General features: G+C 65.0%; 15 protein-coding genes. 3 read left to right on the top strand and 12 right to left on the bottom strand.

Going from position 1 to position 21,146, the window contains the following annotated elements; genetic code table 11:
• The first annotated feature begins 2 nt into the window (after positions 1–2).
• Together JNO53_RS00120 and JNO53_RS00125 are read left to right on the top strand one after the other, a co-directional pair.
• A complete protein-coding gene (locus JNO53_RS00120) occupies positions 3–2,090 on the top strand; it encodes a TonB-dependent receptor plug domain-containing protein (protein ID WP_203106767.1) in 2,088 nt (695 codons plus the stop codon).
• Between the two features lie 115 nt (positions 2,091–2,205).
• Positions 2,206–3,264 carry an alpha/beta fold hydrolase gene (locus tag JNO53_RS00125; RefSeq protein WP_203106768.1) on the top strand — a complete coding sequence of 353 codons (1,059 nt, stop codon included), beginning with the start codon at positions 2,206–2,208 and terminating at the stop codon, positions 3,262–3,264.
• On the opposite strand, the gene JNO53_RS00130 is transcribed toward JNO53_RS00125, so the two are convergent.
• Together JNO53_RS00130 and wrbA are read right to left on the bottom strand one after the other, a co-directional pair.
• Positions 3,265–4,212 carry a cation diffusion facilitator family transporter gene (locus JNO53_RS00130; protein ID WP_203106769.1) on the bottom strand — a complete coding sequence of 316 codons (948 nt, stop codon included), beginning with the start codon at positions 4,210–4,212 and terminating at the stop codon, positions 3,265–3,267. It lies immediately after the preceding gene.
• 47 nt (positions 4,213–4,259) lie between these two features.
• Complete coding sequence (gene wrbA / locus JNO53_RS00135) at positions 4,260–4,862, bottom strand: NAD(P)H:quinone oxidoreductase (protein ID WP_203106770.1); 603 nt, start codon at positions 4,860–4,862, stop codon at positions 4,260–4,262.
• A 215-nt stretch (positions 4,863–5,077) separates the two neighbouring features.
• Here wrbA and gdhA point away from each other — a divergent pair, with 215 nt between their 5' ends.
• Complete coding sequence (gene gdhA / locus JNO53_RS00140; RefSeq protein WP_203107786.1) at positions 5,078–6,421, top strand: NADP-specific glutamate dehydrogenase; 1,344 nt, start codon at positions 5,078–5,080, stop codon at positions 6,419–6,421.
• 159 nt (positions 6,422–6,580) lie between these two features.
• On the opposite strand, the gene JNO53_RS00145 is transcribed toward gdhA, so the two are convergent.
• The 10 genes from JNO53_RS00145 to JNO53_RS00190 all read right to left on the bottom strand — a co-directional run bounded on the left by JNO53_RS00145 (position 6,581) and on the right by JNO53_RS00190 (position 21,098).
• Entirely contained in the window at positions 6,581–8,230 is a 1,650-nt protein-coding gene (locus JNO53_RS00145; protein WP_203106771.1) for an MFS transporter, read from the bottom strand.
• A gap of 74 nt (positions 8,231–8,304) precedes the next feature.
• Positions 8,305–9,189, bottom strand: a complete 885-nt coding sequence (locus tag JNO53_RS00150) for a sugar kinase (protein WP_203106772.1) — start codon at positions 9,187–9,189, stop codon at positions 8,305–8,307.
• A 25-nt stretch (positions 9,190–9,214) separates the two neighbouring features.
• Positions 9,215–9,970 (bottom strand): SDR family NAD(P)-dependent oxidoreductase, encoded by a 756-nt coding sequence (locus JNO53_RS00155; protein ID WP_203106773.1) that lies wholly within the window; start codon positions 9,968–9,970, stop codon positions 9,215–9,217.
• Between the two features lie 43 nt (positions 9,971–10,013).
• Positions 10,014–11,285, bottom strand: coding sequence for an MFS transporter (locus JNO53_RS00160; RefSeq protein ID WP_203106774.1), 1,272 nt, complete (start codon positions 11,283–11,285; stop codon positions 10,014–10,016).
• On the bottom strand, positions 11,282–11,647 hold the full coding sequence (locus tag JNO53_RS00165; RefSeq protein WP_203106775.1) for a cupin domain-containing protein: 366 nt from the start codon (positions 11,645–11,647) through the stop codon (positions 11,282–11,284). The genes JNO53_RS00160 and JNO53_RS00165 overlap by 4 nt, the downstream gene beginning before the upstream one ends.
• A 2-nt stretch (positions 11,648–11,649) precedes the next feature.
• Complete coding sequence (locus tag JNO53_RS00170; RefSeq protein WP_203106776.1) at positions 11,650–13,824, bottom strand: alginate lyase family protein; 2,175 nt, start codon at positions 13,822–13,824, stop codon at positions 11,650–11,652.
• A complete protein-coding gene (locus JNO53_RS00175) occupies positions 13,821–16,085 on the bottom strand; it encodes a polysaccharide lyase 6 family protein (protein WP_203106777.1) in 2,265 nt (754 codons plus the stop codon). Before JNO53_RS00175 ends, JNO53_RS00170 begins: the two co-directional genes overlap by 4 nt.
• Positions 16,086–16,194: 109 nt before the next feature.
• A complete protein-coding gene (locus JNO53_RS00180; protein WP_203106778.1) occupies positions 16,195–16,935 on the bottom strand; it encodes a FadR/GntR family transcriptional regulator in 741 nt (246 codons plus the stop codon).
• 85 nt (positions 16,936–17,020) lie between these two features.
• Entirely contained in the window at positions 17,021–20,083 is a 3,063-nt protein-coding gene (locus JNO53_RS00185; protein WP_203106779.1) for a TonB-dependent receptor, read from the bottom strand.
• 106 nt (positions 20,084–20,189) lie between these two features.
• Complete coding sequence (locus JNO53_RS00190) at positions 20,190–21,098, bottom strand: LysR family transcriptional regulator (protein ID WP_203106780.1); 909 nt, start codon at positions 21,096–21,098, stop codon at positions 20,190–20,192.
• Between the last annotated feature and the right edge of the window lie 48 nt (positions 21,099–21,146).

Genomic DNA, 21,146 nt, shown 5'->3' on the forward strand with positions numbered 1-21,146 from the left:
AGATGAAAGCACTCATCGGGGTCGCGGCGATCGCGTTGCTCCGCGCATGGCCGGCCTGCGCGCAGGATCCGCCCGAAAGCGGCGACGCCCCTGCGCCCGACGCGCAGCCGGCCGCGTCCGCGCCCCGGTCCGGGCAGGTCTACACCCGGGCCGACTTCGTCCGCTACGCGCCCAAGAACGCGTACGACATGCTGAGCCAGGTCCCCGGGTTCACGATCCGCGACAGCGAGCAGTTGCGCGGTCTGGGCCAGGCAACGGGCAACGTCCTGTTCAACGGCCAGCGGCCGTCGAGCAAGTCCGATACGCTCGAAACGCAGCTCACCCGCATTCCCGCCGACAATGTCGAGCGCATCGAAATTCTCGACGGTGCCACGCTCGACATTCCGGGCCTTTCGGGGCAGGTCGCCAACATCGTGTTCAAGGCCGACAGCTTTTCCGGCCAGTTCTCGTGGAAACCGGAATTTCGCGCCCACTATACCGACCCGCTGTTCACGCGCGGCGACGTGTCGGTCAGCGGCCGCAGCGGAGCGATCGAATACGAAGTCGGGCTCAACAACGACGAGTCCGCGCGCAGCGGCGCAGGCGGGGGCACGCTCATCTACGACGCCGCCGGCGCTGTGACAGAGCGGCGCTTCGAGATCTGGAACACGCATTACGACACGCCGAAGCTTTCGGGCAAGGTGACCTGGGACGGCCCGGGCACCAGCGTCGGTCACGTCAATGCACACTACCAGCGCATCTACGACCGCTACGACGAAGTCGGCGAGCGAACCGGTCCCGGCTTGCCCGACCGTTTCCGCATTTTCCGCGAGCGCAACGATAGCTGGAACTACGAACTGGGCGGCGATTACGAGTTCGCTCTGGGGCCGGGACGGCTCAAGGCGATCGGCATCAGGCGCTTCAGCCACGAACCTTATCTGCAGGAGGCGATCACCAGCTTCGCCGACGGTTCGGCGGATGTCGGCGACCGCTTCACCCAGACCGGCGATCTGGGCGAGACCATCGCGCGCGGCGAATACAGCTGGAAGATGCTCGGCGGGGACTGGCAGCTTTCGGGCGAAGCTGCGTTCAACACGCTGGAGAACGTCGCGGGCCTGTTTACGCTCGACCCCACGGGCGAATTCGTCGAGATCCCGTTCCCCGAAGGCAGCGGCGGCGTGAGCGAGGACCGCTACGAGGGACTGCTCAGCTTCGGCCGCAAGCTCACCCCCACGCTGTCGTTCCAGCTCGTCGGCGGTGCCGAGCATTCGACCATTGCGCAGACCGGATCGAACGGTCTGACGCGCAGCTTCTTCCGGCCCAAGGGTTCGCTCTCGCTGGCCTGGACGCCGAGCGACGACTTCGACGTGGCGCTCAAGATCCGCCGGCGCGTGCTCCAGCTTTCGTTCTACGATTTCCTCGCGCGCGCCTTCCTCAACGATGGGAACGCGAACTCGGGGAACAACGACCTGCGCCCCCAGCAGGACTGGAGCTACGAGGCGGAGATCAACAAGAAGTTGGGCGCCTGGGGATCGACCCAGTTGCGCCTGATCTACCGGGACGTCGAAGACTATGTCGACGTGATCCCGGTCGACGGCGGTGAGTCCGTCGGGAACATCGCGAAGTCCTGGGCGGCGGCGGTCGTCTGGACGAGCACGATCAATCTCGACCCCGCCGGCCTGAAAGGGGTGAAGCTCGACACCAGCGTCCTCTACCAGGGCTCGCGGCTGCGTGATCCGTTCACCGGGGAATCGCGCCAGTGGAGCGGCTTCACGGACACCGAGGCGAGTATCGCCTTGCGGCACGACATTCCGGGCAGCAACTGGGCCTGGGGCGGGGCGGCCGACTACTCGCACAATCAGCCCAACTATCGCAGCAATCAGGTCGACCGCGTCTGGGAAGGCCCGAGCTTCGCGTCGCTGTTCGTCGAGAACAAGGACGTGTTCGGCCTGACGGTGCGCGCGCAAGTCGGCAATATCCTCAACGCCCGGTCCCGGCGCCACAGGGTGGTATATGGCGGCCTACGAGGCGAGACGCCGATCACCTCGATCGAGGAGCGGGACAGGCTGATCGGCCCGATCTTCTCGTTCTCGGTGCGAGGAAAGTTCTGACCGAAAGGCGCAAGCCAGGGAGCGCAAGATGAGCGAACTCACAACTTCGCCGGCCGGCGTCGCGGCCCCGCGAGAGTCAGAGCCTGATACGCGCCCGCTCCGTAGGGCGGCAGCCGTGTTCTGGCCCATAATCTTGATGCTGATACTCATGGCGAATGCGCCGGCGTCCGCCCGCGACGCGAGTTCGCTGCCGTGGAGCGCAGCGCCTTCCACTGCCCTCGTCAGCGAAAGCCGGACCTTTCGCAGCGGTGATGCCACGCTCGCCGGAACGCTTTATCTTCCGGAGGGAGGACAAGCCCTGGCAGCCGTGGTCGTCACGCACAGCGCCTCGAAACCGCTGCGCGATGCGGCGCTCTACCGACACCTGACGGAGATGCTGCCCCCACTCGGAATCGCGGTGCTGACCTACGACCGGCGCGGCAGCGGACGGTCGGGCGGAAGCTTGAAAGACAGCGATTACGCCATGCTCGCCGACGATGCGATCGCAGCCGTACGGATGCTCAAGGCCGACCCGCGGATAGACCCGAAGCGGATCGGTGTCTGGGGCTTGAGCCAGGGCGGCTGGCTGTCGCTGCTTGCGGCCGCGCGCAGCCCGGATGTGCGTTTCGTCGTGTCGATCTCGGCACCCGTTGTGACCTCCGACGTGCAGATGATGTTCCGGTCGGAGAACAGCATGCGGATCAACGGATATTCGGACGCCGAGATCCATCAAATGCGCGCAATGCGCCTGGCGGTGGATGATTACATGCGCGGGACGGGCGACCGTGCGGTTGCGCAGGCGCTCGTCGACGCGGCCAAGGACGAGCCGTGGTTCGATCTGCTCTACATGGGCAAAACCGTCGGCGATCGAGCGACATCGCGCTGGCGCAAGGAGATCGAGTACGATCCGCTGCCGACGCTGGATCAGGTCGATGTACCGGCGCTGATCCTGTTCGGCGGCAACGATCCGGTGGTGCCGGTGGCGACGTCGGTCGCGCGGATCGATGCCCGGCGAGCTCCAAGCCTCACGGTGCGGGTGATCGCGGGCGCGGACCACCACATGGCCACATCGATGACTCCGAAGGCACAGATGGATCCCGCCCAATCGCAATGGGCCCGGCCCGAAGCGGCGGAATATTTCGTGATATTGGCAAGCTGGATGACCGACCGGGCGATCGCGAACGTGCCGAAGTGATCAGTGCGCGGCGACCACCGCGTCCTGCCGCTTCTCCGGCCGAATGTAGATGGAGGAGAAGCAAGGTGACATCTCCTTCAATTGCGCCTCGATCTGCTCGATGAGCCGTTCGCCTTCTCCCATCGGAATCTGATCGTCGAAGTCCGCGCTGACGGCCACGAATATCGCGTCGGGCGCGGTATGAATGGTCCGGACGTGATTGACGCTGGTGATGTTCGGATGACTTTCCAGCACGGCGCGTATCCGGCGGACCAGGGCCGGATCGGCGCTCTCACCGATGATCAGGCCCTTGGCCTCACGCGCGAGGAGGAGAGCCACGCCGGTGAGGACGAGGCCGATCAGGATCGACGCCAGCCCGTCGATCCGCGGGTCGCCGAGGTGATGGCTGGCCCAGACTCCTGCCGCCGCGATGACGAGGCCGACAAGTGCCGCGCTGTCTTCGAACAGCACCACGAAATGGCCGGGATCCTTGGAGCCCACGAGCGATCGCCACCAACCGGCGGGATGCGGCCGGGCGGCAAATTCGCGCACTGCGATCGCCCACGATCCTCCCTCGAGCAGGAAGGCGACGCCCAGCACCACGTAATTGATGGTCGGATCGCGGAGCGGTTCGGGGTCCATGTAATGCATGGCCCCTTCGTAGATCGAAACGCCCGCGCCCACCGCGAAGATCAGCATAGCGACGACGAATGCCCAGAAGTAGAGCTCCCGCCCGTAGCCGAACGGATGCATCCGGTCCGGCGCTCGCTTCGCGCGGCTCTGCCCGTAAAGCAGAAGAACCTGGTTGCCGCTGTCGACGAGTGAGTGAACGCCCTCCGTCAGCATCGATGACGAGCCGGTGATCGCGGCGGCGATGAACTTGGCAACGGCGATCCCGAGATTGGCCGCGAGTGCGCCGTAAAGAACGATGTTGTCCTTGAAGTGGGCCGATCGCGGTCGCCGGGTCACGCCAAGTCCTCTATCACCGTTCGGGAACGGCGGGCTTCCGGCGCGCCTCACCCATGCAGCTTGCCCGCAATCTCGGCGACCAGGCGGCCCTGGAATCTTGCGCCTTCGAGTTCGTTTTCGCTCGGCTGGCGCGAGCCGTCGCCGCCCGCGATGGTCGTCGCACCATAGGGGGCGCCGCCGGTGATCTCGTCGAGCGTCATTTGTCCGGCGAAGCTGTAGGGCAGGCCCACGCAAACCATGCCGAGATGCATCAGGTTCGTGTGGATCGCCATGAGAGTCGTTTCCTGCCCGCCGTGCTGGGTGGCAGTTGAAGTAAATGCCGACCCCACCTTTCCGTTCAGCGCGCCGCTCGCCCAGAGGCCGCCGGTCTGATCGAGGAAGTTCGCCATTTGTGATGCCATACGGCCGTAACGGGTACCGACGCCGATGATGATCGCGTCGTAGGTCGGCAGGTCGTCGACCCGCGCGATCGGCGCCTCCTGATCGAGCTTGTAGCCGGCGTTTCGCGCGACTTCTTCCGGCACCAGTTCGGGCACCCGGCGAATATCGACCTCGGCGCCCTCCACCGAACGCGCACCTTCGGCCATGGCTTTCGCCATCGTTTCGACGTGGCCGTATGTGGAGTGATAGAGCACGAGAATCCGGGGCATCGTTTCATCCTTCCTGAAGACGTGTCGCAAACCGGTGACCTGCCCTCAACGCGCTGCGCTGAGGAGGTTTCCGTGAGGAGCGGCAACACGCGGTGCCGCTAACCGGCCCGCCGCCGCGAACCTTGCCTGTGAAAGCGTCCGTTTCGTCCCCTTTCAAAATGCGCGCGTCTGCCCCACAGGCGGTCGGCACGTCAGTAGACCGGGAAAAACCGTTGATGATTGATGAGAAACTGCAGCCGATTTTCGACGAGGTCCTTCGCCGCAATGCCGGTGAATCCGAGTTCCTGCAGGCCGTACAGGAAGTGCTCGAAAGCCTGGGTGCAGTGGTCGCCAAACATCCGGAATACGCCCACAACGCCCTGATCGAACGGATCTGCGAACCCGAGCGGCAGATCATCTTTCGCGTCCCCTGGGTGGACGATCGCGGCGAAGTGCAGATCAACCGCGGCTTTCGGGTTCAGTTCAATTCCGCGCTCGGGCCCTACAAGGGCGGCATTCGCTTCCACCCGTCGGTGAACGTGGGGATCATCAAGTTCCTCGGCTTCGAGCAGATCTTCAAGAATGCGCTCACCGGCTTGCCCATCGGGGGCGGCAAAGGCGGGTCCGACTTCAATCCGCGCGGTCGATCCGACGGTGAGGTCATGCGATTCTGCCAGTCGTTCATGACCGAGCTATATCGCCACATCGGAGAATACACGGACGTGCCGGCGGGCGACATCGGCGTCGGCTCGCGCGAAATCGGTTACCTGTTCGGCCAGTACAAGCGGCTCACCAACCGGTACGAAGCTGGCGTCCTCACCGGCAAGGGACTGGTCTACGGCGGCTCGCGCGCACGCACCGAGGCGACCGGCTACGGAACCGCATATTTCGTGCAGGAAATGCTGGCGACCCGGGCGGCGGATTTCGACGGCAAGCGCGTGGTCGTCTCCGGCTCAGGCAATGTCGCGATCTACACGATCGAAAAGGTCACCGAATTCGGCGGCAAAGTCGTCGCCTGCTCGGATTCCGCCGGCTACGTGGTCGATGACGAGGGTATCGACCTCGATCTCGTCAAGCAGATCAAGGAAGTGCGTCGAGGGCGAATTTCGGAGTACGCCAAGCTCAAGGGCAGCACTGCTTCGTATGTCGAAGGCGGGTCGATCTGGGAGGTGCCCTGTGACGTCGCCCTGCCGTCCGCCACCCAGAACGAGCTTACCGGGAAAGATGCTCGCGTACTGATCGAGCATGGTGTGCTCGCGGTCGGCGAAGGTGCGAACATGCCGTGCACCCCGGAAGCCGTGAAGTTGTTCCAGGAAGCCGGTGTCCTTTTCGGTCCCGGCAAAGCGGCAAATGCGGGCGGCGTCGCGACCTCGGCGCTTGAAATGCAGCAGAATGCCTCGCGCGATAGCTGGACCTTCGAGCAAACCGAGGAGCGGCTTGCAGCCATCATGCGCGACATCCACCGCCGATGCGCGGAAACCGCCGACGAGTACGGCAAGCCAGGCGATTACGTGCTGGGCGCGAACGTTGCGGGCTTCGTCCGTGTGGCCGAGGCGATGGAGGCCCTGGGCGTGGTCTGACGACCTGCCCCGGTGGCTGGGTGGACGAAGTCCGCGCGGCGCGCGTTCACGAAGCGATCGAGCGGCTGCCGGACGGCTACGCGAGCATAGTCGGAGAGCGCGGACTGAAGATGTCGAGCGATGTGGCGGCAGCAACTGCGCGACGAGGCTCGCGCGCGATTAGGCCTGCCGCGCGGTGTCCGTCATCGGGTCGGCCAGCTCGCGGGGCGAGGCTTCGCGAATGCCCGGGAGGGTGGAGGTCTGGCGTTCGATCATGCGGTGGACGACGGGCTTGGCGGGGCCGATGTGCAACTCGTGGATGTCGCGGGTATTCTGCGCGTCCTCGTAGGTGCGCCGCTGGTTGTGGCGCACGTAGTCCAGCCAGGTGGCGACGTGATAGCGCTCGAACCACAGCTCGGGTTCGCCCAGGTCGCGAAGCAAGGTCCAGTGCCTCGCCCCGTCGCGCCTACGGATGCGCCGCCGCTCGTGCATGACGTTGAGGAAGCGCGGAATATCGCCAGGTGCGATGCGGTATTCGATCGTGACCACGATCGGGCCGCTGCGTTCGTCGACCGGCACTACGGTTTCCGGCTCCGACCAGTCGCGCAGAGCCAAGTTGAGGTCGCGCGCGGCGGGCAGGGGAAGCACGAAACCTGCGATGATCGTGAGTCCCTGGACCGCCGCCGCCACGAGCAGTGCGAACTGCACCCCCTGCGCATCAGCGATGCCGCCGAAGAGTGCGGCGCCGCCCGCCATTCCGCCGAACGCGGCCATCTGGTAGAGCGACAGCGCCCGCGCCACGACCCAGCGCGGCGCCGAAAGCTGCACCGTTACGTTGAAGGTCGACAAGGCCAGCACCCAGCCCCCGCCTGCCATCGCGAGCGCCGGTATCGTCAGCAGCATGGTTTCGCTGAGCCCCGCGACAGCGCTGCCCACCAGCAAGGCGGTGGTCGCGACCCGGACGATGGACTCCACGCTCATGCGGTCGCGCAGCCGGCGCACCAGTAGCCCGCCGCCCACCGCGCCGATCCCGAATGCGCCAAGCAGCACGCCGTAGGTCAGCGAGTCCCCCACGATCACGTCGCGTGCGATCAGCGGCATCATGGCCGGGACCGCACTGGCACCGACACCGAACACAAGGGCGCGCATCAGCACCGTGCGGATGTCCGGCGACATCGAAACGTAGCGCACGCCGGCCGCCATTGCGTGGCCCAGCCCCTCGCGCGCCAGCACGCGCTCAGCCTGAACGGGTCGCCACCGCGCCAGAACCGCGATCAGGCCCAGATAGCTGACGGCGTTGACCACGAACGCGGCTGCGGCGCCGGCCGCGGCGACGATGGCGCCGCCGATCGCCGGGCCGAGGCTGCGGGCGATGTTGAAGCCCATCGAATTGAGCGCCACCGCGCCGGGCAGCGTGGCGCGCGGCACCATGTCGCCTACGGATGCCTGCCAGGCCGGCCCGTTCATCGCAGCGCCGCAGCCAATGAGGAAGGTGAAGACGAGCAGCAGCCACGGCGTGATCCAGCCGGCGAACGTGATCGCCGCCAGCGCCACGGACACCAGCAACATGAAACCCTGCGCCGCGAGCATCACGCGCCGCCGGTCGAGATTGTCCGCGACGGCTCCGGACCAGAGCGCAAGCAGCAGGATGGGGAGGGCGGTGGAAGCCTGAACCAGCGCGACCATCTGCGGCGACGGGGTGAGCGAGGTCATCAGCCACGACGCGCCGACCGACTGGATCAGGCCGCCGAAGTTCGACGCCATGCTGGCGATCCACACCGCGCGAAAAACGGGAAACGATAATGGGGAGTTCGGCGCCGGATCAGCCATGTGGTCCAGATGCGCGCTCCGGGCGCCGATGCCAAGCCTGCAGCGCCGGAGGATTCGCGGTTTCGCGCTGTTGGCTAGAGTCTGATCGCGCCGTGATGGCCGATGGTCTCCGCGGCTAGCGCCTGGCCGGCGGCGATCGCATCGGATGCGCTCGTGCCGCTCAGGCGGGAAGCCAGGAAACCGGCATTGAAGGCGTCTCCAGCCCCGCTGGAATCGACGACCTCGACGCAGGATGCGGGGTAATAGCGGCAAGGGCGCGAGCCCGACTTCAGGACGCAGCCGCGTTCCCCCGCCTTGACGACGACTTCCTCGCACCCGGCCTCATGCCAGCGGTCGGCAATGTCCACCTCCGACTGCCCGGCGCCGTGTAGCTGACGCTCGTCGACATCGGTCGGCAAGCCGATCGTCGCCGAGTGCATCGCACGGGTCGATACTTCGCGCGCCAGCGCGAGATCGGGCCACAGCGCCGGCCGGAAATTGCTGTCGTAGGCGACGTGCAGGCCGGCAGCCTTCCGCTGATGCGCAAGGTTCAGCAGTTGTTCGCGGCCGCGGTCGCCGATGATCGCCAGCGTGATGAGGCTGAAGTAGACCAGCTCGCATTCGCCAGCGCGATTCAGCGATTCCTCCATGCCCGGCATCTCGAACATCTCGCGCGCCGCGCTGCGATCGCGCCAGTACAGGAAGCTGCGCTCGCCGCGTTCGTCCAGATGGATCGCGTAGATCCCCGGCGAACGGTCGGGGTGGCGATGCACGTGGGCCGTGTCGATACCCTCGGCCTGCCATGCCGCGACCAGAGCGTCGCTGATGGGATCGACGCCCACGGCCGTCACGAAGGCTACGTGGTATCCGCGACGCGCCATGTGAACGGCCGTGTTGAGAGTGTCGCCGCCGAAGCGCAGCCCGCTCCCGCCATGCCCGTGATATTCGAGCATGGCCTCACCGAAGATGAAGGTTTTCATGGCGGAGGTCGCTACTCCGAATGCCTCAGGAGAAGAAGGTTCCCCCGTTGATGTCGATGTTGGCGCCGGTGACGAACGCCGCATCCTCGCTCGCCAGCCAGGCGGTAGCCGCCGCCACTTCTTCCGAATTGCCTTCGCGCCGCAGCGGCGTCGCGGCGGCGACGTTCTTGCGCACTTCGTCCTTGGTGAAGGTATCGTGGAAGGTGGTCGCGATCATGCCCGGGCACAACGCGTTTACCCTGATGCCCCGCGGCCCGAGCTCCTTCGCCATGGAGCGCGTGAAAGTCATCACCGCGCCCTTCGAGGTGGCATAGGCGCAGGCACCCGGTCCACCGCCGTCGCGCCCCGCCTGCGAGGCGAAGTTCACGATCGCCGATCCGGCCGGCATATGCGGCACGACTGCCTTCGTGGTGAGGAACGTCGAGGTAACGTTGAGCTGCATGACGTGGTTGAAGAACTCCTCGTCCATGTCCGCCAGCGGGCGGCGCTCGACCATGCCGCCGGCGACGTTGGCCAGGATATGGATTTCCTCGCCGAACGCCTTGCGGACCTCGGCGACGAGCTGCGCGACCTCATCGCCCTTCGTGACATCGGCCCGTACCTTGATCGCCGTGCCGCCGGCGCGCTCGATCTCCGCAAGGGTCGCGGTCGCATTTTCTTCGTTGCCGCGGAAGTTGATAGCGACCTTGGCGCCCTGTCTCGCCAGTTCCAGTGCGACTGCGCGGCCGATGTCGCGGCCTGCTCCGGTTACGATCGCTACCTTGCCGTTGAGCTTTGTCATGAGTTTTCCTGTGGTTGGTTTGATTGATTGATGAATTGCCGGACTAGGCGGTGGGCTTGAGCGGCCTGATCTGCGGACACAGGACGAGCACCGACAGGACCGTCAGGATCGCCAGCGCCGACCCGACGACGAAGGCCGGCGCGTAGCTCTCGACCGTCAGGACCGGGATCAGGAAGTTCAGCCCGACCACCGCCAGCTTGGCCGCGGTGCCCGCGAAGCCCGCCAGCGTCGCGACCGACTTGCCGGAGTAGAAATCGCTCGGCAGCGTCTGGATATTGCCCACTGCGGTCTGGAAGCCGAACAGGATCGCCGCCATCAGCAGGACCGCGACCAGCGGCGTCGCAGCCACGATCGTCAGCAGCAGCGACACGAGCATGATCGCCCCGCCAAGCGCGATGACCACCTTGCGGGTGCGGTTGACCGTCCAGCCCGCGGCGATGCGGTTCTGGGCGAGAAGGCCGCCGAACCACGCGCCGAACATGGCCCCGACGTAGGGCATCCAGGCATAGAGGCCGATCTCCGCCACTCCGAAGCCGTAGGTCTCGGAGAGATAGAGCGGCAGCCAGCCGACGAAGAGCCACCAGATAGGATCGAGGAAGAACGAGGCGAGGATCACGCCCCAGCTTTCCTTGCGGGAGAGGATCTCACGCGAATTGGGCGCGTAGCTCGCCGCTTCCTCGGTATCGAGGTTGCGCTGGCCGGTCAGGATGTAGTCGCGTTCCTCGGCGCTGATCCACGGGTGCGCCTCGGGGCCCGTCTTGTAGATGATCAGCCAGGGGATCAGCCAGAGGAAGCCCAGTGCACCGACCGCGATGAAGGTCGCCTGCCAGGAATCGAGGAATACGAAAAGGTAGGCGACCACGGGTGCCGAGATGATCCCGCCGATCGCCGCGCCCGAGTTGAAGATCCCCTGCGCAAGTGCGCGCTCGCTGATCGGGAACCACTCTGCATTGGCCTTGGTCGCGCCGGGCCAGTTGCCGGCTTCCGACAGGCCCAGGAGCCCGCGGAAAATCGCAAAGCTCGCCAGGCCCGTAGCCACGGCGTGCAGCATGGTCGCCGCCGACCAGACGACGATCGAGAGCACGAAGCCCAGCCGCGTTCCGACCCAGTCGAAGATCTTGCCGAACAGCGTCTGCCCGAAGGCGTAGGCGAAAGTGAAGACGTTGAGGATGATTGCGTATTCGAACTTGTCGAGCCCGAGATCCTCGGAGATCTCCGGCCACAGGAAGCCCAGCGCGCCGCGGTCGATGTAGTTGACCACCGTAGCAACGGCGACGAGCGTGACGATCAGCCAGCGCAGGCGGTTGTTCATCATGATGATTTGCCTTCCGGGAGGAAATCCTCCCTCGCGGGGCTGAAGGTGTCGATCAGCACGCCGGGTTCGAGACAGACGGATCCGTGATCGAGCTGCGGCGCGACATAGAAGCCGTCGCCCGCGGACAATTCGCGTTCCTCACCGTCGATTGTGACGAGGAACCTACCGCTTTCGACATAGCTCGACTGGCTGTGCGGATGCGCGTGGACCTGTCCGACCGCACCCTTTTCGAACCGGACGCGGCAGATCATGAGATCGGGCCCGTATCCCAGAATCTGACGGTGGATTCCCTCGCCGACGGTCTCGATATCTTCCTCTCGCGCGAGGACGAATGCGGGCGAAGCACGGTTCGCGTGATACATCGTCATTCCCCTTCGGCTTTCAGCGCGATGACGGCGGCGAAGCCGGTCCACTCGAGCGTCTCCCCGTCGAGGTTCACGCGGTGGCGGGCGCTTTCATCGGTATCGTGCGAGATAGCGATCGCGATGCGACTGCCGTCCGTGAGCGTCAGGCGGACCACATCCGAACCGTCGACCCGCTCGTGCCGCATGGCGCGGATGCGGCTGCGGCTGGCGACCGTCTGTTCGGTTGCGCCGTCGTAACGGCCGTGACTCTCGAGCAGGGAAACGAACGCGTAGTCGCCCTTGTCGCGTGCGCGCAGGATCACCGTCGGCTCGCGGCGCAAGTTGAAGTGGGGATCGTTCGCGCCGCTCTCGCCAAGGATCGCCTGCATGGTGCCGTCGGTCACGAACCGGTAGGTGTAGAACCGGCCATCGAGCAGCCATGTCATCGCCGCATCGCCGGCTTCGGGCTGCGCGACCGCGTCGACCCAGATATGCTGGTAGCCGTTGTCCTCCCCCAGAACGGGGCGGGCAGCGACATGGCTTTCCACCGGGAAGGCCAGCTCCATGAGGTGGCCCTGGTAGTGGAGCGGCAGGTCGTAGGTATGGCTGGCGTCGCTCGCGGCCCGCATCAGGTCGAGAACGGTCGGCTCCTCCAGCCCCGGGATGTCCGCCATCACCAGCGTCCTCTGGAGGGCGACACCCGGCTGGACGTTCTCGACCCGCGCGCTGCTGACCTGAAGCCCCGGCTCGTCCGAGAAATAGAGCTGCTGCGGTGCGATCGTCTCTCCGAGTTCGTCATCGCCGTCGAAGTGGCTGCGCATGTCGACCGCGACGGTGTTGTGGGCGATCGTCTGCTTCGCCCAGCTCTCGTTCTCCGGCAGATAGCGGCCGCCCTGCTTGGCCTCGATGTTGAGGAACCGCGCCGCGCCGTAGTCGCGCACGATCTCGTTGCCGTTGTCGTAGAGCTGCCAGCTCAGCTTGTCGAAATGGCCGTGGCCCATGCCTTGCGAACTGTTCTTCGCGACCAGCACGGTGTGTTCCGGCCCGCTGCCCTGGCGGAGGATCGCGACGGCGCCGCGGTCGCCCTCCGGCCCGTCGCGCAGAAGGAGGGAGCGGAAGGGGAACGGCTTCGCCTTGCCGGCCGCCAGATCGCGTGCGACCAGCAGGCCGCTGTCGCTCAGCACCGTGCGCCCCTGGAACTCCGCGATCGACAGCAGGGCCGGATCGCGCGTTCGGCCGTAGGCGATGGCGATGCCGTGATAGAGCTCGTCGGTCCTGAGGCTCTTGTCCTTCAGCGCGTCGTTGAAGGGGAAGAAATACCCGCCGTAAGTGAGCTGGACGGTGGTGTAGAGCGCCTTGAGCAGTATCCCGTCGCGATATTCGAAGATGTGCCGGTCGGGATCGTTACGCTCGATCGCATCGGCGAAGACCATGAACGGCAGCAGTGCGTAGCGCTGATAATACGGCCCTTCGGTATAATACCCGTCGGGCGAGAACAGCAGCTCGGTTTGCCGCAGGAAGCCTGTCTTGCCGCTCTTGTCCGAGCCGAGCAGCGCGCGCTCTACCATATCCTGGTCGCCCAGCAGGTAGCCGGTCATTCCGACCCCGGCGGTCGCCCAGGTCGCGTGGTTGTGAATGCGGTCGAACGTGGCGCGGGAGTCCACCGAGAGGAACTCGGCAGCCCGGCGGAATACCTGATCGTCGATGCGCTTGCGGTCCGCGTCGCTCAGCGTGTCGCGGATCTCGCCATAGCCCTGCACCGCATAAACCAGCCACACGGCGTCGTTGAGGACCTGCCAGAACAGCCGGCCCGGGTTCTGGTTGCTGCGAGCGGGGTGGTCGCCGAGCGTCGGATAGAGCTCCGCATAGGCGAGCAGCATGTCGCCGACATAGTCGGCGTAGGCCTGCTCGCCGGTGATGCGGTACAATTGCCCTGCGAGATAGATCGCCTTGTAATTGCGCTTGTGCTGTTCATGCGTGTAGCCGCCGCCCGGATCTTTCGGCACCGGTACGACCACGCCTGCCGCCATCATCTCGTTCACGAAGCTGCGCGCCTGCGCCAGTTCGGCGCGATAGAGCTGTGGCAACCCGGCGTCGGTTGCCGACGGCGTCGGGAAGGGCGGAGCTGCTTCGGCGACTGCCGGCGCCGCCAATACGAGAGCGGTAGCGGCGAGGAGGGACGTGCGACGGATCATTCGGCCGCCCTCCGGGCGAAGGTGTTTCCGGCAAGCTCCACTCGCGGCGTGCCGTCGAAAACCAGTTCCTTGAATGTCGGCTCAGGCGTGCCTGTGAAGGTATTGCCGATCACCGCCGTCTTTGGCCGTCCGACCGTGTGAACGACCCGCAGCGGCGCTGAATCGGCGAAGGCGTTCCGCGCCACGCGGGCGGTCTGGACCCCGTGGAGCAGGATCGAGGCATGGCTCGCGGGCGCCTTCCCGACGTTGGAGAGGGTGTTTCCAGAAATCTCCACAAAGGGGCCGAACGTGCTCTCATCGGTACCGCCGCGATAGACCTGGGCGATCGGGCCGCCGATATCGGCGAAGGTGCTATCGGCAATCGTGAGGTACTCGACATTGTACTGACCGAAGTCCTCGGTCTCCGAGGCGGCGGAAACGATCGTGCCGGATACGCCGGAAAATTCGCTGGCCCGGATCGTGACGCGGTCGGCGAGGACGCTTTTGCCGAGGGTCAGCACGTTGAAGGACTTGTTGACCGTGAGGTTGCGCACGGCGACGTCGTTCATCTCGACGAGCATGTTCGCACCGGCGCCGGCGGTGTTCGTCCGGATCACCGAATTTCCCACCGAGTCGTCGGCCTGGCCGCCGTCGATGGTCAGTTGCTGGAGCTGGAGGCCGCTATCTTCGCCGAGCTCGAACAGGGCAGGGCGGGTGAAACGAATGATCGCCTCACCCCCGGGCGCGGCAGGCGCGCCCTTCACGGTCACCATCTTGTCGACCGGGATCACCTGGGTGACGAGATATTCGCCCGCGGCGAGGAGCAGCACATCGCCTTCGCGCGCCGCGGCGACCGCGTTGACCAGCGAGTCCTCCCCCGGCGATACTTCGTGCACCGCACCGGAGGAGCCGAAGGCGCGCTCGGCACCAGGCTTCTCGTACCAGGGCACGCCCACCTGGGAGAGGGCGACGGGCTGCAGGTCGCGCGGGGCGCCGACGTCGGCAAGGGCAGGATCGACGGGGTAGAGCAGGCCGTTCGCCGCGCGAGCGAGTTCGCTGGCGCGCGCTTCGATCTGAGGGGCGGGGCGCGCCTCGCGCTCGCCCAGCAGGACATTCCCTTGCAGGTCGATGCCCGAGATATCGTCTTCCACCTGGAAGAGGTTCGCATCCGTGGGGCTGGCGAAAAGGTTGGCCCGCATGAGCGAGTCGACCGGCGGTGCCGAACGCTCCTCGTCCGCGCCAGCGGCGAGCGTCACGCGGGTGCTGTCGACGACGGTGTTGCGCTCGATCAGCGCGTTCTCGACCTGGACGTAGCGGTTCACCGGCGAATTCGGGACGCCGTTCATCACCGTCAGTGCGCTGGCGAAGCCGGTTCCGCGCAGCCCTTCCATATAGTTTCCGCGCACCGTCTGGTTGCGGTTGATGACGCGGATGCCGCCGGTGTAATCCTTGCCGTGTCCCAGGAAGACGTTGCGCTCGACAACGTTGTCGTCGCCGTGCCGCAGGGTGAGCGTCCCGCGCGAGCGGAGGAAGAGGTTTTCCCGGTAGACGTTGCCGCCCGACTTGGAGGAGATGATCTCCACCTCGCCGTCGCAGCGGTCGAACACGTTTCGCTCCACGATCGTGCCCGATCGGAACATCGAATACTTGCTCGTCCCGATGCGTATGGTCTCGCCGCCGTTCGAGCCGAGCACGGGCCGCGGGCCGAAATAGTTGTGATCGATCCGGTGGCCGTTATCGCGGCTCTCCGGAGTGTCGAGCCGCACCGCCAGCGTCACGCCCTTGTTGGTCTTGCCGACCAGATGGTTGTGATCGAACCGGTTGTTCTTCCCGTAAATCCCCACCCAGTAGTCGGATTCGTAGCGGTCGGGCTTGCTGAAGTGGTCGATCACCACCTGGGTGACCCGGCTGTTGTGAGCGACGTCGTCCTTGCTGCGCCGGAACGAGATCACTTCGCCGCGCGGGCTGTAGCCGTCGCGGAACACCAGACCGCTGACGACGATGTATTGGCCGCCGATCCGCAGGTTCGAGTGGCCGGTGAGGATGACTTTGCCGGGCTCTTCCGCGGTGACCGTGATCGGCGCTCCCTCGCGTCCCTTCCCGGTGACCACGAGATCGAAGTCGCGCCACTCCCCCTTGGCGAGCAGGATGACGTCGCCCGCGGCCACCTGCTCCAGGGCCTCGGCATATTCGTTCTGGTCGCGAACAAGATATTGCTCGGCGCGCAGCGGCGTGGCCGCTGCAAAGACGAGCGCGAGCCACAGGCTCAGCCGACCTAACATGATCACCCTCCCACGCGTTATCCGCTTGTGGAGCGACCATAGGGCCTGCCGCCCTGCTGTCAATCAGTTTGGCATGCCAAACTTATCTATTTCTGTCATACCAATGTGGTCAGCCGATCCGGGCGGAAGCCAGGAAGCGCTCGCGGCTCTCCAATGCGCGCTGCTGGACTGCTTCCAGCGCCATCTTTTCCGTCGCATCGAGCATCGCGGTGATGAGACGGTGGAAGTGGTCGCGCATGGCGGACCGGGCGGCTGCAGAATCGCGAGCACGCAGCGCCTCGAACACCGCCCGGTGCTCGGCGGTCCGGGTCTCGGCATCGTGCACGCAGACCGCCTCGTACGTGGCCTTCACGTCGGGGATCTCTTCGCGCATCCGCCAGAGAGACTTGATCGTGTGAACCATCGCGGCATTGTTCGACGCCTCGGCGATCGTCAGGTGGAACGCCTCGTCCGCCTCATTCGCCGTGTCGTTGTCCGGCGAGCGCATCTGCTCGATGAGTTCCTCCAGCCGCGCGATCGCTTCTTCCGTGATGTTGTGCGCGGCCAGCGCCGCCGCTTCGGATTCGATCAGCAGGCGCGCTTCGGTGACTTCGAAGGCGCTCGCCTTCGGCAGTGTCACCCGGCTCGCGGGCTGGGTCTCGCTCACGTAAACGCCGGAACCGGTCTTGATCTCGAGCCGACCGACGGCCTGAAGCGCGATCTCGGCCTCGCGGATCGTGACCCGGCTCACCCCGAGACGTTCGGCCAGTTCCCGCTCGCCCGGCAGCCGGGTTCCCGGAGGGAACGCGCCCTCGTCGATCAGTTCAGCGATCTGTTCCGCGACCGATTGGAAAAGCCTCTTACCGCTCATACTCACCTTCGCACGAATTGCCTGCAGGATCTCCTACACCAATTGCCCTAAACAAATCGGCAAGTTTGTTCCAGTTGGAGCCACACTAGAACCGCGCCCGAATCCCCGCATAATAGCGGGGGCCGTAGACATGGATGGCTCCGAAGTCGTTGATCGTGCCGCGATAATCGGTCCGCGGTTCGTTGAAGAGATTGAGGCCCTCCACCGTCAGGCGCAGGTTTTCGTTCAGCGCGTAGGAGATGCGCGCCTCGAACACGCCCGCGTCGTCGACGTAGCGCACGCGGCCCGGCGTCCCGACGAACTGCTGGAAGTAGCGGCTGCGATACTTGTAGACCCCTTGGAGCTGCAGCTTGCCGATCTTGTAATAGGCCTGCGCCGACAGGACATGCTTCGACAGGCCGAAGATCCCGGAGGGCGGGATCAGCGCCTCGCTCGTCGAGGTCGTCCCGTCGTCGTTGACCGTGGTTATCGCCCCGAGCGTGTCGTCGTGAATTTCGAAGTCGGAATCGGCAAAGTTGTAGCTGAGCTTGAAACCGAGGCCGTCGAGCGGCTTGGGCAGATAGCTGAAACGGTGCGCCGCGGTGACCTCGATCCCGTAGATCGTGCTCATCTCGTCGCTCGTATTGATGGTGGTGACCAGCGTTTCGAGCTCCTCCCCGTCGACCACGAAGGTTTCGAACCGGCCGATGGTATCGAACCCGCCGTTGAAGCTCTTGTAGTATCCGCCGACAGCCAGAATGGTGTCTTCGTTGGGATACCATTCGATTGCGGCGTCGAAGTTCCACGACAGCAGCGGATCGGTGAATGGATTGCCCGTCGCGTTGGCGGTGCCGATCGCATCCTCCACCGAGTAGATCGGGCTGCCGTCGTCAACCAGCGCATTGAACGTGCGGCCATAGCCAAGAGCGGACGGGTCGGGGCGCGAGAGCGCGCGGTAAACCGCGAAACGGGCGAGCAGGCCGGGCTGGAGTTCGCCCGTGATGTTGAAGCTGGGCAGAAACTCGGTGTACGATCCGCCCCCGCTGACGCTCGTCAGCGTATCGGTATCCTCGATGATGTCGATCAATTCGCCGGTATCCGGATCGTAGACGGCGGACAGTTGACCGCGGAAGCCGTTCGAGCGCACCTTGGTGTTGATGACACGAAGGCCGAAGTTTCCGCGAACCGGAAGGCCGATGTCGCCGTCGAAATTCGCCTGGATGTAACCGGCCCAGGTCTTCTCGTTGACGTCGCTGTTCTGGATCGAGTCGAAGCCCCCGTCTGGGTAGATCGGAATGCCGTCCTCGTCGAAGTGCAACTCGCCCGTCGGATCGTTCGCTTCGAGCGTCCGGGCGAGACAAAGGGCGTCGAACGTCGCGAAAGTGTTGGTGGTCGAGGTCACGTTGCCATCTGCATCGACGACCGTGACCAGCGGATTGCCGCCGCTGACGGCGGACATGAAGCCGCTTTCCGGGAACGGGGTGCGGCATTCCCGATTGGCGATCGCCAGCGCCTCGTTGCTGTAAATGTGTTCGAAGCGGCTCTTTCCAGCCGCGCCCGGAACGTCGCGATACTTCAATTCCTGAAAGCGAACGCCGCCCTGGAAGCTCGAGAGGAAGCCGTCCATCTCGTATTCGAAATCGCTCCGCGCGGCGAAGACGCTGTTGTACCGATCCTGCTCCAGATCGGCTCGCAGGCGAGCGGAGTCGCGGTAGAGGTCGTGGTTGTTGACGTCGAAGTCCTGCACCACGAAATTCAGTGTGTCGGAGCCGTTGCGCCGGATAAGGTATGCGGTCTCGATACGGTCGTCGGTCCCCTTGCCGTTGCTTTGGATCGCTTCGGGATACTGATCGGGATTGCCGAAGATATCGAGCCCGTCCCGAATTCTCATTCGCACCTGCACCGCTTCTTCGATGCGATGGGTCTGCGAATATGAAACATCTCCAGAGAGGCGGAGCCGGTCGCTGGCCTGCACCGAGAGCGAGAGGCCGCCGCCGTAATACTCCTCGTCGCGCTCCAGATATTCGCTGTTGCTCTCGATGCTGGTCTCGCCGGTGAACTGGAGGAGCTCGCCGTGGGTCCCGGTGATCAGGTCGTAATCGAGGTGATCGCCATCACCAACGCCATCCACGCGGCGTCCTTCAGAGAAGTTGAGATCGTGCCGCTGTTCGCGGAACAGGCGCTTGGAATACTGGAAGTCGGCATTGATATCGACGTCGGGGCTGGGCTGCCATTGCAGCGCCCCGAAGAATGAATCGCGCGTGTCGTCGGTGATGTTCTGGCGATACGAATAGCTGTTCCGCGCGATCACGAAGTCTTCGGTTCCCGCCAGGTCGGGCCGGTCCGAGTTGCAGTTTCCGGTGGCGAAGACGCCGCTCGAAGTGTCGTCGGGATCGTTCTTGCAGTAGTTGAGCGTGTTGCTGACGTTCGCTTCCTGCTCCGGATTGGTCGACTCGTTGTGCGAGTATCCCAAGGAGATCCCCAGCTCGCCCGCGCCGATCTGGAACTGGTCGACGTAGCTGCCGGTCGCGCGGAAGCCGATGTCCTGAAACCGCTGGTCGGCATCGATGTCGAGGTTGTCGGGATTGATGTTGAGCTTTAACTCGCCCTGGATGCGGCGTTTGCCGTAATCGAGAGGCTTAACCGTCTCGAGAGCGATCTGCCCGGCCACGCCGCCTTCGATCATGCTGGCCGACTGCGTCTTGTAGATTCCGACCTTGTTGAACAGTTCGGAAGGAAACTGGCTGAAGTTGACCGACCTGTCGCCGCTGCCGTTGGTTGCGATCCGCCCGTTGATCACGGTGGAACTGAGGAAAGGGCCCAGGCCGCGGATGGCGATTTCGGTGGCGCCGCCCTGTTCGCGGTGAGAGCCGGCGCCGGTCAAGGTTTCCAGCGCCTCGCCGATCGATAGGGCAGGGAGGTCGCCGATCTCGTCTGCCACCAGGGCATCGACGATCAGGTCGTTGTTTCGCTTGGTGGCAATGGAATCCCGGATCGTCTCGCGAAGACCGGTGACGACGATCGTGTTCTCGTCGGCCGCAGGCTCGGCCTCGGCGTCGCCGTCCTGCGCGAACGCCGGAAAGGCGATCGCCGTGCTGCTCGCGAGAAGAATGGCACCGAAAGAGATGCGGCGGATGCCGAGGCCCGGCGTTGCAAAGCAACGAGTCATTTCGTCCCTCCCCAGAGAATTGGTCTATTTTGGGAGGTAGCATAGATCGGTCGGCCACATCGTCAACCATTATGGCATACCTATGATGATAGATCTGGCATGCCAGTTATCCCGAGGCGTGATAATGCGTCATTCCCGGGTGTCTAAAATCGCCGGCGGCGCGAGCCAGCCAATCGCGGAAGGCGCGCATGGCCGGGGTATCCCGGCGGGACATGGTCCGGGTGAGCCAATAGGCGCCGCTGTTCACTTGCGTCGGAAACGGCCTCACGAGCCGTTCGGCTGCCAGTTCGTTCTCGAACATCTGCGCCGGAGCCAGTGCTACGCCGCGTCCGGCGAGGGCGGAGGCGATCATCAGGACCGAGCTGTCGAACACGGGGCCGCGCAGGGTTGGGCAGTCCAGTTCCGCGGCCGCGAACCAGCGGGGCCATTCGTCGGCCCTATAGGAGCGCAGCAGGTTTTCCCGCGCGAGAGCCTCGGGCCGGTCCAGCCGTTCCGCAATTGCGGGCGTGCAGAGTGGCGTCAGCGGGGCCTCCATGATCCGGTCCGCCTGTGTCCCGTGCCACGCGCCGTCACCGAAGCGGATCGCGAGGTCGAGGCCTTCGCCCGCCAGATCGACCCGGTTGTTGTTGGTCAGGATCCGCAGATCGATGTGCGGGTACGCCTGGGTGAAGCCGTCCAGACGCTCAAGCAGCCATCCCACCGCGAACGTGCCCACGACGCCGACCGTCAGCACTTCCGTCATCCGCCCGCCCGCGTAGCGGTCCAGCGTTGCACCGATGCGGTCGAAGGCATCCCGCACGACCGGAACCAGCGCCTGCCCCTCGTCGGTGAGCATGATGCCGCGCGGAAGGCGGCGGAAGAGTGCGGTCCCGAGGCGGCGCTCCAGCAGGGCGACCTGATGGCTTACGGCGCCCTGGCTGACGCAGAGCTCGTCCGCCGCGCGTGTGAAGTTCAGATGCCGGGCTGCGGCTTCGAAAGCGCGCAGCGCATTGAGGGGGAGTTGGGCACGATCCATGGCTGTCATCATGAATGCAGCTCATGTCTCTGTCGAGAAATGATGCTT

Origin of the sequence: Altererythrobacter sp. C41, assembly GCF_016803135.1 — a bacterium.
GTDB lineage: Bacteria > Pseudomonadota > Alphaproteobacteria > Sphingomonadales > Sphingomonadaceae > Pelagerythrobacter.